The sequence below is a fragment of the Pseudolactococcus raffinolactis NBRC 100932 genome (assembly GCF_001591765.1).
Classification (GTDB): Bacteria; Bacillota; Bacilli; order Lactobacillales; family Streptococcaceae; genus Pseudolactococcus; species Pseudolactococcus raffinolactis.
In genome coordinates this window covers 53778-67811 of sequence record NZ_BCVN01000008.1, presented here as the reverse complement: position 1 = coordinate 67811, position 14034 = coordinate 53778, and the positions used below count along the sequence as shown (strand labels likewise).

13 protein-coding genes are annotated in these 14034 nt (G+C 40.9%); 10 read left to right on the top strand and 3 right to left on the bottom strand.

Going from position 1 to position 14034, the window contains the following annotated elements; genetic code table 11:
- Positions 1–180 precede the first annotated feature (180 nt).
- Genes nadB through nadA form a run of 3 tightly spaced genes read left to right on the top strand, consistent with a single transcriptional unit; the run spans position 181 to position 3709 of the window.
- Positions 181–1677, top strand: coding sequence for an L-aspartate oxidase (gene nadB / locus LRA01S_RS04410; protein WP_061774403.1), 1497 nt, complete (start codon positions 181–183; stop codon positions 1675–1677).
- A 7-nt stretch (positions 1678–1684) separates the two neighbouring features.
- Positions 1685–2536, top strand: a complete 852-nt coding sequence (gene nadC, locus LRA01S_RS04405; RefSeq protein WP_061774402.1) for a carboxylating nicotinate-nucleotide diphosphorylase — start codon at positions 1685–1687, stop codon at positions 2534–2536.
- 60 nt (positions 2537–2596) lie between these two features.
- Positions 2597–3709 carry a quinolinate synthase NadA gene (gene nadA, locus LRA01S_RS04400; protein WP_061774401.1) on the top strand — a complete coding sequence of 371 codons (1113 nt, stop codon included), beginning with the start codon at positions 2597–2599 and terminating at the stop codon, positions 3707–3709.
- Between the two features lie 57 nt (positions 3710–3766).
- Here nadA and LRA01S_RS04395 read toward each other — a convergent pair whose 3' ends face one another.
- The 3 genes from LRA01S_RS04395 to LRA01S_RS04385 form a co-directional block, all read right to left on the bottom strand.
- Positions 3767–4486, bottom strand: a complete 720-nt coding sequence (locus LRA01S_RS04395; RefSeq protein ID WP_061774400.1) for a GntR family transcriptional regulator — start codon at positions 4484–4486, stop codon at positions 3767–3769.
- A gap of 233 nt (positions 4487–4719) precedes the next feature.
- Complete coding sequence (locus LRA01S_RS04390) at positions 4720–5697, bottom strand: L-lactate dehydrogenase (RefSeq protein WP_061774399.1); 978 nt, start codon at positions 5695–5697, stop codon at positions 4720–4722.
- Between the two features lie 255 nt (positions 5698–5952).
- Positions 5953–7581 carry an Rqc2 family fibronectin-binding protein gene (locus tag LRA01S_RS04385; protein ID WP_061774398.1) on the bottom strand — a complete coding sequence of 543 codons (1629 nt, stop codon included), beginning with the start codon at positions 7579–7581 and terminating at the stop codon, positions 5953–5955.
- A gap of 216 nt (positions 7582–7797) precedes the next feature.
- On the opposite strand from LRA01S_RS04385, the gene LRA01S_RS04380 reads away from it, so the two are divergent.
- The 7 genes from LRA01S_RS04380 (at position 7798) to lepA (ending at position 13822) form a co-directional block, all read left to right on the top strand.
- A complete protein-coding gene (locus LRA01S_RS04380; RefSeq protein WP_096039176.1) occupies positions 7798–8262 on the top strand; it encodes a hypothetical protein in 465 nt (154 codons plus the stop codon).
- Positions 8263–8311: 49 nt separating this feature from the next.
- The gene (gene trpX / locus LRA01S_RS04375; RefSeq protein ID WP_061774396.1) at positions 8312–9313 is read left to right on the top strand and encodes a tryptophan ABC transporter substrate-binding protein; all 1002 of its coding nucleotides are present in this window, start codon (positions 8312–8314) and stop codon (positions 9311–9313) included.
- Positions 9314–9349: 36 nt separating this feature from the next.
- Complete coding sequence (locus tag LRA01S_RS04370; RefSeq protein WP_061774395.1) at positions 9350–10189, top strand: ABC transporter permease; 840 nt, start codon at positions 9350–9352, stop codon at positions 10187–10189.
- On the top strand, positions 10179–10946 hold the full coding sequence (locus tag LRA01S_RS04365; RefSeq protein ID WP_061774394.1) for an ABC transporter ATP-binding protein: 768 nt from the start codon (positions 10179–10181) through the stop codon (positions 10944–10946). Before LRA01S_RS04370 ends, LRA01S_RS04365 begins: the two co-directional genes overlap by 11 nt.
- Positions 10947–11381, top strand: a complete 435-nt coding sequence (locus LRA01S_RS04360) for a DUF3592 domain-containing protein (protein ID WP_061774393.1) — start codon at positions 10947–10949, stop codon at positions 11379–11381.
- A gap of 127 nt (positions 11382–11508) precedes the next feature.
- Complete coding sequence (gene ndk, locus LRA01S_RS04355) at positions 11509–11922, top strand: nucleoside-diphosphate kinase (protein WP_061774392.1); 414 nt, start codon at positions 11509–11511, stop codon at positions 11920–11922.
- 70 nt (positions 11923–11992) lie between these two features.
- Positions 11993–13822, top strand: a complete 1830-nt coding sequence (gene lepA / locus LRA01S_RS04350; protein WP_096039172.1) for a translation elongation factor 4 — start codon at positions 11993–11995, stop codon at positions 13820–13822.
- Positions 13823–14034: the final 212 nt, after the last annotated feature.

Here is a 14034-nt window from a genome sequence, read left to right as displayed (position 1 = left end):
CCAAAATTTAAACCTGAAACTGTAAAAGAGCGAATAATTGCTCTTTTTTTTGCGATTTTTCACCGTTTGCTGTTTCATCGGTCGCATTTTATGGTAGAATAGTAACAATTAATTAAGTTTGTAAATTTACAAACTTATATCGTGTTGGTAACGTACGGATAGTAGTTGAAAGAAGTGACGATGAAAAAAGTTGTGATTATTGGTTCAGGCATAGCAGGTGCAACGGTTGCTTTATATTTGGAAGGGCAAGCAGATGTGACAATCATCTGTAAGGGCAAGCGTCAGGATAGTAATTCAATGCTAGCCCAGGGTGGTGTAGCGGCTGTTATGCCAGCCAGTTGTGTCCAAAAAGGGCAGGAACTAGATTCAGATCAGGAAGCTTGCCATGTTGCGGATACCCTGTCTGCTGGCGTCTTTCATAACCAGATCAAAGCGGTTGAGAAAATGGTACATGAAGGCCCACAAGTAATTCAAGACTTAATTGATCGAGGTATGATATTTGATCGAACTGCTGATGGGCGACTAGATTTGGGGCTCGAAGGGGCGCATACACATAAGCGAATCTTGCATGCTGGAGGGGATCAAACAGGCTGTCAATTGACTAGTTTTGTTCACGAACAGCTGGCAAAGGTCAAATGGCTACCTTATTCATTTGCTTTGGATTTTGTCCTTGAAGGTGGACAAGTTCATGGTGTAAGTTATCATGATGCGGCGAATCAAAGGCAGACGATTGTTGCAGATGAAGTGGTCTTGGCAAGTGGAGGCATTGGACATTTGTTTCAAGATACTAGTAATCACGCAACGATTACTGGAGACGGTTTAGCCATGGCTCTGCGAGCAGGATGCGAGTTGTCTGATATGGCATTTTTACAGTTTCATCCTAGCCTTTTAGACGGCGGCGAAAAGGTGCATCCGATTTTGATTTCAGAGGCTGTTAGAGGTGCAGGCGCTAGATTGGTTGATGAGCAGGATCGTCGGATTATGGTCGGTCGCTCAAGCAAACTCGATTTGGCACCACGTGATGTGGTCAGTCGCGTCGTCAATGAAGAAATTCAAGCTGGCCATCAGATATATTTGGATATCTCTGATGTCGCTAATTTTTCACAACAATTCCCGTCTATTGCAGATTATTTGCGACAAAATGACCTTGATTTTGAGACAAGTCAACGCATTCCGATTAAACCAGGTATGCATTTCCTCATGGGAGGGGTCAAAACGGACTTTTCTGGTCGAACAGGGCTTGATCACTTGTATGCCGTAGGTGAAGTCGCCTTTACAGGCGTCCATGGCGCCAATCGATTGGCAAGTAATTCCTTACTAGAAGGTTTGAGTTTTGCTAAAAGTGTGGCTGAAGCCATTTTGTCAGACACTGAAATGAGTTCCGCAAGCCACCAAGAACTGCAGGTTGCACCCAGCACAATGGAAATGTTTTTGCCCAGTCGTGCTGAATTAGTTAAGCAGACATCTGATGCGCTAGGCATTGTTAGAAGACCTGAAACCATCCGCCAGTTTTTAACTTGGTTAGCAACTTTTAATTATCAACGCTTAGACCAAACCTGCACGGATCGTCAGCAAATCGAAACTGCAAATCTATGTCTCGTAGCAGAAACGATAGCAAATGCAGCACTCACTCGGACTGAAAGTCTCGGCGCACACTATCTATTATCGGAGGAATAACAGGCATATGAATCTACAAGCACAGGAAAAAATTAAGTCATTTTTAATAGAAGATATTGGGACTGGCGATTTGTCAGCAGATCTAATTTTTGATAAAAATGAACAGTCGACCGGAATTTTTGTTGCTAAGTCTGATGGCATCATCGCAGGACTCGAAGTGGCGCAACAGGTCTATGATCTATTAGGTCAGGATGCGACGTTTATTCCCACGGTGGCCGATGGTGATGTCATTAAGAAAGGTGAGATAGTTGGGCGAGCAACGGGTCACATCAGAACGCTGCTAACTGGTGAACGTGTGATTTTAAATCTCCTACAGCGGATGAGTGGGATTGCAACCTTCACCCACCAAGCGATTGAAACTTTGAATGACCCAACGATTAAGATTTGTGATACCAGAAAAACAGCTCCTGGTTTGCGTTATTTTGATAAACTAGCCGTTAAAATCGGGGGTGGGGTTAATCATCGGGTCGGACTCTATGATGGGGTCATGCTAAAAGATAACCATATCGCTTATGCCGGCAGCATTACCAAAGCAGTTGAGAAAGTTCGCAAGCAAATCGGGCAAATGGTCAAAATTGAAGTTGAAATCGAAACTGAAACCCAGTTACGTGAGGCAATTGATGCCAAGGCTGATATTATCATGTTTGATAACCGGACACCAGAGCAAGTCGCTGCGTGGAGCAAACTAGTACCAGAAACCATCTTGACTGAGATATCGGGAGGCATTACACTTGATAACCTAGCAGACTATGCTCATACGGGGGCAGACTATCTATCATTGGGAGCCTTAACTCACTCAGTTGTAGCGTTTGATATTAGTTTTAATAGTAGCAAGGAAGAAAAAGGCCAAGTAAACTAACCCTGTATTAATTGCTTGACTAGAAGAATGATTCCAGATGAATCGAGATGAGGAGAAACCATGATGCATACTGAGACTGTTAAACCGACATTTGATAAGACAAATATTATTCCGGAACGCTATTTACACCTATCGGATGGTGAGATGATACGCAAAATTTATGAGAAAAAAAGACAGTTCGGCGACGATTTGCTGATCTTAGCGCATCATTACCAAAAAAATGAAATTATTCCTTTTGCGGATTATGTTGGGGATTCCTTACAGTTAGCTAAAGAAGCTGCGGCTAACCAGTCAGCCAAACACATCATTTTCTGTGGCGTTCATTTCATGGCTGAAACGGCTGATATGTTAACAACGGATGACCAAAAAGTTTATTTGCCGGATGCCTTAGCAGGTTGCTCAATGGCCGATATGGCTAATCTAGAGCAGTTAGAGCAAGCTTGGCAGGTCTTAGAAGCAACGTTTGCTGAACCTGTCATTCCCGTTACATATATTAACTCGACTGCAGCAGTCAAAGCCTTCGTCGGCAATCATGATGGTGTCATCGTGACATCTAGTAATGCAGAGACAATTTTAAAACGTGTCTTTGACAAGCATCAGCGCGTCCTTTTCTTACCCGACCAGCATTTAGGGCGGAATACTGCCTTTCAACTTGGCATTCCGCTGGAGCAAATGGCAGTCTGGCATCCCAAACAAAATCGCCTTGAGGCGCAAGGTGATCTTCAAAGCCTGCAGGTCATTCTCTGGCAAGGTCGCTGTTGTGTGCACCAACAATATACTGTTGATCAAATTGCCACTTTACGCAGTCAAATCCCAGGTTTGAAAGTTATTGTCCATCCTGAATGCCCAATAGAAGTCGTTCAAGCAGCAGATGATTATGGCTCAACTAAAAAAATCATTGATGAAGTAGCGGCTAGCCCAGAAGGTACAAAATGGGCGATTGGTACGGATAATAATTTGGTGAATCGGATGATCCAAACTTTTCCAAACCATGATATTAGATCCATTAATACCTCAGCTTTTTCATGTATCACGATGAACCGGATTCGTTTAGCTCATCTCTTATGGACACTGGAAGAAATCGAGCAAGGATCAACGATTCAACAAATTACAGTTGATCAAGCCACACAAATCAATAGCCTCAAGGCGCTTGATCGCATGTTAGCAAAATAAATAGAGAGATAAAAATCCCCCGTATGAGCAAAAAGCTTATATGGGGGATTTGTGCGATTAGTCATGTTCGTTAGCAATTAGAACTGTTTCGAAGTCGAATTCACTTGGAATATGGCTAGCAATTGAAAATTCAAAAATTCGGCCATCATCTAGATAGCCAATTTGTTTTGTTTGCATCAAAAAATCGGTATCATTTAGTTTAAGATAGGCTTTTTCAAGGATACTTGGTCTAACGCCAGCAACTTTGATGTGAGCACTCTTAATCGTCAAATTAAGGCTTTTATGGATGTAGCGATAAATCGATGTTTCCAACTCTTTTGTTGTCAGACCTGGTATAATCTCAAGTGGCATCCAAGTGTATTCGATAATAGAAGGCACATTTTTAATGGTCCTCATTCGAATGATTTTGTAAACTAAGCTTTCTTTGTCAACATTTAATTTATCAGCAATGTACTGGGTAGGTGCTTCAGTCGAAAAACCGATAATTGTCGACGTGACTTCACCATTATGTAGAGCTGTGCTTCCTGTTAAAGGTGAAAATTTAGTAATACTTGAATGTTTAAAATTTTTGACAAAACTACCAGATCCTCGACGTCGTACGATATAGCCTTCTTGTACTAATAAATTAATGGCTTTAGTAATTGTTAATTCACTGACATTAAATTGTTCAGCGAGGAGACGTCCTTGAGGTAATTTCTCATTGATTGGGTATTTGCCTGACTCAATATCATATTTAATTTGAGTATAGATGTCAATATATTTGGTATTCGTTCTCATGCTTACTCCTTGTAGGTATTCTATATAGTTATAGTATACCATTTTTATTTGAAATAAAAATAGATAGGTTAATTTTATATAAAACTAATTAAAATACCGTTAATATAGGGAATAGTGAGGAGATTTGAGAGAAAGGGTTAAGGAAATCACACTATAAACATATATAAAGACAAGCATACAAAAAACTCTCATCCTTCGATAATCGAAAGACAAGAGCTTGAGTTAAGGCTTAATTATTTAACAGCAGAGCTGAACTCTTCTTGAGAGAAGGCTTCATCAATGATCGCTTTCAATTCTTTAGCAGAAGCTTCCATTTTTTGTTGCTCAGCATCATTCAAAGGAATGTTAACTGGACGAACGATACCGTGTGCACCAACGATAGCAGGTTGACCGATAAAGACGTCTTCGATACCATATTGACCATCTTGGTATACTGAAAGTGGCAATACAGCATTTTCATCATCAAGGATAGCTTTAGTGATACGTGCCAATGCAGCAGCGATACCGTAGAAAGTTGCACCTTTTTTGTTGATGATAGAGTAAGCAGCGTCACGAACGTTGATAAACAAGTCAACTAAACCTTGTTCGTCGATGTCACGGTTGTCTTGCAACCATTGTTCAAGTTTAACACCGGCAACGTTAGCGTGTGACCAAACGGCAAACTCAGAGTCACCGTGTTCACCCATGATGTAAGCATGGACTGAACGTGCATCAATACCAATTCTTTCAGCAAGCGCTTGACGGAAACGTGCTGAGTCAAGAGAAGTACCAGAACCGATAACGCGCTCTTTAGGGAAACCAGAGAATTTCCATGTTGAGTAAGTCAAAACGTCAACTGGGTTAGCGGCAACAAGGAAGATACCGTTGAAACCTGAAGCAACGATTTGTGTCACAACATCTTTGTTGATACGGAGGTTCTTTTGAACCAAATCAAGACGAGTTTCACCTGGTTTTTGTGGTGCACCAGCTGTTAAGACAACAAGGTCAGCGTCATGAGCATCAGCGTAAGTTGCTGAATAGATGTTTTTAGGTGAAGTAAATGCAAGCGCATGGCTCAAATCTTCTGCATCACCTTCAGTTTTTTCTTTGAAGATATCAACGATACCAAGTTCTTGAGCGATACCTTGGTTAACAAGGGCGAACGCGTAAGAAGATCCTACAGCGCCATCGCCTACGAGGATTACTTTTTTGTGCAATTTTACATCAGTCATAATGAGATGAATTCCTTTCAAATTCTTGGTATTTCCAAGTTTTTCAAACAGTTAAATTATAACATTTTAGATTGGCTTTGTCAGGTATTATGTTAAACTTTTTTCAAGAAATTTTCTGTAATCGTTTTCTAAAAATGCGTCAAAATTAAATGAAATGTGTTTTTTTGTGGAAGATTAGAAAATAGACACTCAACTCACGGTATAGTGTCAAAACAAAAGCCTACCGCCGATTTGACTCAACGATAAGCCTGTGTTTTAATCACATTTCATCTCACGAATTTTAGTTTCATCGGCTGTCACTCTCAAGGTTTTTTGACCCACATAAGTCACAAATCCAGGTGGTGTACCTGTTGGCTTATGCAATTTCTTGACATCAATCATATCAACCTGCACCAAATTAGAGAGACGAGCTTTTGAAAAATAGGCCGCAAGTTCAGCCGCTTCGGTAATTGTTTCATCAGAAGGCGTAGGATTACCTGTGATGATCACATGAGAACCAGGAATATCTTTGGCGTGAAACCACAAATCGCCTTTTCGAGACAATTTAAAGCTAACCTGTTCATTTTGTAGATTGTTTTTACCAACTAAGATCATCGTGCCATCAGAAGCCTGATATTTTTCAGGCGGCAACATTTTTTGCTTCTTATTATTACGGTGTTTCTGCTTGATAAAGCCAGTCTGGATCAATTCTTCCTTAATATCCGAAATTTCACTGACCGTCGCCTGCTCAAGCGCATTTTCAACAGACTCTAAATAGGTTATCGTCTGTTTAGTATGGGCAATTTGCGTCTCCAAAAACTTAACAGCCTGCTTGAGTTTAGAATATTTATGGAAATATTTCTGAGCATTTTGATTGGGCGTTAGAGCTGGATTGAGCGCAATCTCAAGTGGCTCATTGGTATAGTAATTATCCAAGGTGACAGAAGGTTTATTGTTAGGGACATCATGCAAGAAAGTCGTTAACAGCTCACCTTTTTGACGGAAAATCTCAGCGTTATCAGTCGCTTTCAACTCGCGCTCTTGTTTCTTGAGCTTTTTGCGATTTTTATCCAGCTCACCAGCCACTTTACGGATCACCTCGCTTGCAACTTGACGCACTCGATCACGTTCTGCCTTATTTTGGTAATAATGGTCGAGCATGGCAGACAAGTTGTCAAAAACTTGACCATCGTCAGATAAGCGAATCGCAGAAAAACTATCATTGGGATAAATAGAAGGGACGACAGTCATTAAGAGGGATTTGAAATCAGCTAGACTCAGGCCTGTCAAAGCTTGGCTGCTATCACGTCCAAATCCTTGGAAAACTTTCTGTAAATTTTCACTAGTTTGTAAGGTTGCGAATATTTTTTCGTCAGAAGACGTAAAAGGATTACTTTTGCCGTCACTTGGTGGTGCAAGATAAGTTGAACCAGGGAGAATCGTCCGATATTGATTCTGTGAAAAACCAACGTGTTTAATGGATTCCAAAATTTTATTGGATTCACGATCCATAAGGATGATGTTACTATGTTTGCCCATAATTTCAGCAATCAAAGCAATTTTCATCTGATCACCGATTTCATTTTTAGACGAAATCTCAAAAATAATTTGGCGGTCATTATCAACCTGATAAATCTTTTCGATGAAAGCACCGCTCAAATATTTCCGCAAAATCATCGTAAAAGTCGTCGGTGTCTTAGGACTTTCAAAAACAGTTTCGGTCAATTGTACCCGACCAAAAGTTGGGTGTGCAGATAATAGTAATTTATGGGATTTTTGATTACTGCGGACTTGCAGCACCAGTTCGTGGTCGAAAACTTGATTGATTTTCTGTATCCGTCCCCCAGTTAAGTGCTCAGATAATTCCTGAGTCATGTGATGTAAAAAAATACCGTCAAAAGACATGGTAACTCCTTTTTATTGTGAATACGTTAATATTTTCTAGGGTCAAGTCTAATAGTGTGTTAGCTAGGTGCAATTATGCAATAGATCTGTCTAAGCTTATGACTTAAAAAATACTTGACCACCCTTAATCATATAAATAAATAGAGACTTTTGCTCTTTTCTCCTATTTTATCAGAATTTTTTGTAAAATGCCCATTTTTCAGTTATAATGAAAACATGAAGAAAAAATATAGAATTTGGGGTGTGTGCGCAATTGCTGTTCTGTTTTTGCTCATCATAACACCCGCCATTCATCGGCATGTTCGACGGGAGGAAGGCCGGATTATCCCTAAAGTAACGGTGACAGACCAAATTCAGCCCGTACCAAATGAGGATATCAAGCAGTTATTGGCAACACAACCTAAGACAACGTTGATTATTTTGAATGTACAGAATACTAGACTCAATGAAAAATTTGATCAGTTTATCAATCAAAATCAAAACTTAGGGTTACCTAAAACAATTTATGTTTTTCAAGAACTCTACCATGATAAAGTAATTGCTAAACTTAATCTTGACAAAACCGCCATCAATGTTGTGCAATTCGACGGTAGTACGCCACAAGCCATTTATCAGATTACGGCAAAAACAGCCTTTGATCAAAGTTTGGTTGAGCAGCTCAAAAAACTATCCGCGAATTGATGAGATGGCTTCAGTCGCCCCTATCTATTATATAAGGAGTTATTACCCCATGAAGAATAAAAAAATGATACTTGCCATTGTTGTAATTGCCATCGTAGGATTAGGATCTATCTTTATCCCTAAATTTTTTAATCAACAAAAAAAGGTCAAGTCAGCTGATGTTAAAGTTGGCGTTTTGCAGTTTGTAACGCATCCTGCCTTGGATGAAATTTATGGTGGTATCAAGGAAGGGTTAGCAGATGAAGGTTATGCAGATGCTAAAATCAATTTTTACAATGCACAAGCTGACCAATCAAAAGTGACGACAATGTCAGGTCAACTTGTGGATCAAAAAAATGATGTCTTGATCGGTATTGCAACGCCATCAGCTCAAGGTCTTGCCAATGCCACATCAGATGTGCCAGTCATTATGGGTGCAGTTTCAGACCCTGTCGGAGCTAAACTCGTTAAAAATGTCAAAAAACCTGATGGTAATGTGACAGGTGTTTCAGATAAGTTCCCAGTCGCTAAAGAAATTGATTTGATCAAACAAATGACGCCTAACGTTAAAAAAATTGGCATCTTGTACAGTTCTTCTGAAGACAATTCAAAATCTCAAGTTGCTGACTTCAAAAAAGTAGCAACTAAGCAAGGTTATGAAGTTTCTGAATATGCTGTGTCATCAACCAATGATATTACAACAACCGTCAATGTTGCGCTATCAAAAGTCGACGCGCTTTACGTGCCAGTAGATAATACAATAGCCTCAGCCTTCCCGACAGTTATTGAATTGTCAAACGCAGCTAAAATCCCAGTTTTCCCATCAGTTGACACCATGGTAGAACAAGGTGGTTTGGCAGCAGTGACTATCAACCAACACGATTTAGGTGTGGCAACAGGTAAGATGGCTGCACAAGTCTTAAAAGGCAAAAAAGTATCAGAACTACCAGTCGAATTTTACGATACAACAAAACCTGTCATCAACGAAACAGTAGCAAAAACTCTGGGCATTACCATTCCAGAAAGTGTTGCCAAGGCTGCCCAAGCAGCGAAAGAGAAAGGAACAAAATAAAGCTTCATTGTCGTTAGATGATGCTTTAGGCTCACTATGATATTATCAACAATCAATCAAGGCTTATTATGGGCAATTTTAGGTCTGGGGATCTTCATGACCTTCCGGATCCTTAATTTTCCAGATATGACGACAGAAGGCTCCTTTCCTTTGGGTGGCGCAGTAGCAGTGACGTTAATCACGCAAGGCGTTAATCCCTTTATCGCCACCTTTGTTGCCTTTCTTGCAGGCTGTGCGGCTGGGCTAATCACTGGCTTGCTCTACACCAAAGGTAAGATTCCAACACTTTTAGCGGGGATCCTTGTCATGACATCGTGTAATTCCATCATGCTCATGGTCATGGGACGCGCTAACTTAGGCCTTCTTGGCGCTGACAAACTCAAAAGCACTTGGATCAGCGTCTCTGCTGTCCTCCTCGTGCTTCTCCTCATCTTTTATTTCCTCAACACCAACCTCGGGCAAGCCTTCATCGCCACAGGAGACAATGTCGAAATGGCGCAGTCATTTGGCATCAATACTGGTCGGATGGAAGTCTTAGGCTTAGTCGTCTCCAATGGTGTTATTGCCCTATCAGGGGCTTTAATTTCACAAAATGATGGCTATGCAGACGTGTCAAAAGGGATTGGTGTAATCGTCATCGGCCTTGCAAGTATCATTATCGGAGAGGTTTTCTTTGGCAATGTGTCCTTGTTTGAACGCTTGTTTGCCATCGTCATCGGCTCTATTTTCTATCAATTCTTGATTTTAGCTGTGATTAAGCTAGGCTTTAATACTAATTACCTTAAACTTTTCAGTGCTATTGTCCTAGCTATCTGCTTGATGATTCCAACCTTTAAAGACAAATTTTTCAAGGGGGTGAAACTCAATGTCAAATGATAACAGCCCAATTATCGAACTTAAAAATGCAACGAAAGTCATTGAAAATGGTGAAGATCGTAAGGTCATTTTAGATGATGTTTCCTTGAAAATTTACGCCAAAGATTTCATTACCATATTGGGTGGCAATGGCGCTGGCAAATCGACCTTGTTTAATGCCATATCAGGTACGCTATCCCTGACTTCAGGTTCAGTGTTCATCAAGGGTAACGATGTGACCAATCACAGCCCTGAAAAGCGTGCTGCTGCCATTTCCCGGGTGTTTCAAGATCCGAAAGTCGGAACGGCACCTCGGATGACGGTAGCGGAAAATATTGCCATCGCAGCGCTTCGTGGGCAGAGAAGAAGTCTGAGATTACGCAATATCACCAAGTACAAGGCGGATTTTGCGAGCCTGGCTGAGCAAATTGGTAATGGTTTGGAGAAGCATCTGGATACGCCAACTGGTAATTTATCAGGTGGGCAAAGACAAGCTTTGAGTCTTTTGATGGCGACGATTGTACCACCTGACTTGCTTTTGTTGGATGAACATACGGCGGCGTTAGATCCCAAGACATCAGTAGCCTTGATGCAGTTGACGGATGATTTGGTCACTAGTAAGGACTTGACAGCGCTGATGATCACACATCACATGGAAGATGCGCTCAAATATGGCAATCGTTTGATTGTTATGAAAGATGGCAAAATCGTGCAAGATTTGACGACATCAGAGAAAGAACAAATGAAATTAGAAGATTTCTATAGGATATTTGATTAAATGAATAAGATACTACAAAGAATTTCACGCGTGGTCTTGGCATTTTTCGCTCTGATCCTGTTATTTGTCGGTGGCATGAATTTTCAACGGTATTTGACGGAACATAAGGAAGTCAAAACCATGGTTATCGGTCAGGTGGTTAAAAATCCTGAGCGTGGCAAAATGGTGGCCTACACTTTTAAAGGGAAAGACTACCAATCAGTTCCTGTTGCTAATTTTTTAAAAAACTTTGGTAAAGTTGGGACGCAGATACCGGTTTATGTTAATCATAATCATCCGACAAAAATCTATATCAGAAAAGGTGCGACTAGTCTTTTGATTTTAGCATCAGCTTTGATCGGTTGGGCTATGTTGATTATTCTAGTCCTAGTCTGTGAGTATTGGTTCCTTCATAAGTTGAAGGATATGGCTAGGGAAGAAAAACAAAAATACTGAGATTTAATGGCATTTAGGAAGACTTTTCGCGGGCCTAGGTTCGCGAATGACCTGACTCGGACCAAGTGCCAGTGTAGGTCAAGTTTCAAGCATTCACGGAGTGAATTCACAGAGAAGGAGAGCTCAAATGGAAAATACTTTTTTTATCATCAAACCTGATGGCGTTCGCAGATTATTGGTTGGTTCAGTGATTAACCGTATCGAACATCGTGGTTTTACGATTGAAAGACTGGAAATGCGCCAAGTCACGAAAGAAGTGCTTGACCAGCACTATGCTGATCTTGTTGATCGGCCTTTTTATCCTGATATTGTCTCTTATATGACATCAGGACCTGTAGTGATCGGCGTATTAAAGGGGTCGGATGTGATTAAGTCTTGGCGTAAAATGATGGGCGCGACAAATCCATCAGATGCCTTACCTGGAACGATTCGTGGTGACTTTGCTCACGCTTCTGATGATGATTCTGTTGAAAATATCGTACACGGTTCAGATTGTCCTGAGGCGGCCGAGCGTGAAATTGCCCTTTGGTTTGGTAAATAACAGTTGCAAATAAGATAACTTGTCGTCGGACAGGTTTTTTATTTGGAGAAAATATGGTAAAATAAAGCTTATGACTATAGACTTAAATGAAATTAAAAAACGGCAAAAAAATATTCGAAATTTCTCGATTATTGCCCATATTGATCACGGGAAATCAACACTAGCTGACCGGATTTTGGAGCAAACCAAAACAGTAACGGCGCGTGAAATGCAGGCCCAACTTTTAGATTCGATGGATTTGGAGCGTGAGCGTGGGATTACCATCAAACTGAACGCGATTGAGCTGAATTATGCGGCTAAGAATGGTGAAAACTATACCTTCCATTTGATCGACACACCTGGACACGTCGATTTTACTTATGAAGTGTCACGTTCTCTTGCGGCTTGTGAGGGTGCGATTTTAGTCGTAGATGCGGCGCAAGGGATTGAAGCCCAAACCCTCGCCAATGTTTATTTAGCCTTGGACAATGACCTTGAAATCTTGCCAGTTATCAATAAAATTGACTTGCCAGCAGCAGACCCAGAACGTGTTCGCGCAGAAATCGAAGATGTGATTGGCTTGGACGCTTCAGAAGCAGTTTTGGCATCGGCTAAGGCAGGCATCGGGATTGAAGAAATCTTGGAGCAAGTCGTTGAGAAAGTGCCAGCGCCACAAGGCTCTGTCGATAATCCTCTGAAAGCTTTGATTTTTGACTCAGTTTATGATGCCTATCGTGGCGTTATTCTTCAAGTTCGGGTCATGGATGGTATCGTCAAGCCTGGCGATAAAATTCAACTCATGAGCAATGGTAAAACCTTTGATGTCACAGAAGTCGGTATTTTCACGCCAAAAACAGTTGGACGCGAGTTCTTAGCGACAGGTGACGTTGGCTATATCGCAGCTGCCATTAAGACAGTTGCTGATACGCGTGTTGGTGATACCATCACCTTAGCGGATAATCCTGCTGAAGAACCATTACATGGCTACAAACAGTTGAACCCAATGGTTTTTGCGGGTATTTATCCGATTGAATCGAATAAATACAATGATTTGCGTGAAGCCTTGGATAAATTGCAGCTTAATGATGCCAGTCTCCAGTTTGAACCTGAAACCTCACAAGCCCTTGGTTTCGGTTTCCGTTGTGGTTTCCTCGGTTTGCTGCACATGGACGTTATTCAGGAACGTTTGGAACGTGAATTTAACATTGACCTGATCATGACTGCCCCAAGTGTGGTTTATCATATTAATACAACTGATGGTGAAACGCTAGAAGTGGCCAATCCGTCTGAATTTCCTGATCCGACCCGCGTTGATAATATCGAAGAACCCTTTGTCAAAGCACAAATTATGGTCCCTCAAGACTATGTGGGTGCCGTGATGGAGTTAGCACAGCGTAAACGTGGTGATTTTGTGACCATGGATTATCTGGATGAAAATCGTGTGAACGTGATTTATCAAATGCCATTGTCAGAAATTGTGTTCGACTTTTTTGATAAGCTGAAATCAAGCACCAAGGGCTATGCCAGCTTTGACTATGAAATTTCGGAATACCGTAAGAGCTCTCTTGTTAAGATGGATATCATGCTTAACGGTGAACGTGTCGATGCCTTGAGTTTCATCGTCCACAAAGAATTTGCCTACGAACGTGGTAAAATTATCGTGGACAAACTCAAGAAAATCATCCCACGTCAACAATTTGAAGTCCCAATTCAAGCCGCCATTGGTCAAAAAATTGTCGCCCGTAGCGATATCAAAGCCTTACGTAAAAACGTCCTCGCCAAATGTTACGGTGGCGATATTTCCCGAAAACGTAAACTCCTCGAGAAACAGAAAAAAGGTAAGAAACGCATGAAGTCTATCGGTTCTGTCGAAGTGCCACAAGAAGCTTTCTTGAGCGTTTTGAGTATGGATGATGAATAGGACTTATTAGTTTATTAAAATTCGCAGCGATGCATGATCATCAAAGTTCTGACAAAGGAATTTTGCAGACTTGCATCTTTTTCTGTATTTTAAAATAAATTTGTTTGATTTTTTAATCTGGAATATTACAAAACTCGGTAGAAGTGTGTTGAAATTTGCGATGCTACCGAAATAAATTGGAGCAATCTAAAAGGGAAAAATCGGGAGATAAA

Coding starts and splice junctions, on each gene's coding strand:
- nadB (WP_061774403.1), top strand. CDS start 181: ATGAAAAAAGTTGTGATTATTGGTTCAGGCATAGCAGGTGCAACGGTT.
- nadC (WP_061774402.1), top strand. CDS start 1,685: ATGAATCTACAAGCACAGGAAAAAATTAAGTCATTTTTAATAGAAGAT.
- nadA (WP_061774401.1), top strand. CDS start 2,597: ATGATGCATACTGAGACTGTTAAACCGACATTTGATAAGACAAATATT.
- LRA01S_RS04395 (WP_061774400.1), bottom strand. CDS start 4,486: ATGAGAACGAATACCAAATATATTGACATCTATACTCAAATTAAATAT.
- LRA01S_RS04390 (WP_061774399.1), bottom strand. CDS start 5,697: ATGACTGATGTAAAATTGCACAAAAAAGTAATCCTCGTAGGCGATGGC.
- LRA01S_RS04385 (WP_061774398.1), bottom strand. CDS start 7,581: ATGTCTTTTGACGGTATTTTTTTACATCACATGACTCAGGAATTATCT.
- LRA01S_RS04380 (WP_096039176.1), top strand. CDS start 7,798: ATGAAGAAAAAATATAGAATTTGGGGTGTGTGCGCAATTGCTGTTCTG.
- trpX (WP_061774396.1), top strand. CDS start 8,312: ATGAAGAATAAAAAAATGATACTTGCCATTGTTGTAATTGCCATCGTA.
- LRA01S_RS04370 (WP_061774395.1), top strand. CDS start 9,350: ATGATATTATCAACAATCAATCAAGGCTTATTATGGGCAATTTTAGGT.
- LRA01S_RS04365 (WP_061774394.1), top strand. CDS start 10,179: ATGTCAAATGATAACAGCCCAATTATCGAACTTAAAAATGCAACGAAA.
- LRA01S_RS04360 (WP_061774393.1), top strand. CDS start 10,947: ATGAATAAGATACTACAAAGAATTTCACGCGTGGTCTTGGCATTTTTC.
- ndk (WP_061774392.1), top strand. CDS start 11,509: ATGGAAAATACTTTTTTTATCATCAAACCTGATGGCGTTCGCAGATTA.
- lepA (WP_096039172.1), top strand. CDS start 11,993: ATGACTATAGACTTAAATGAAATTAAAAAACGGCAAAAAAATATTCGA.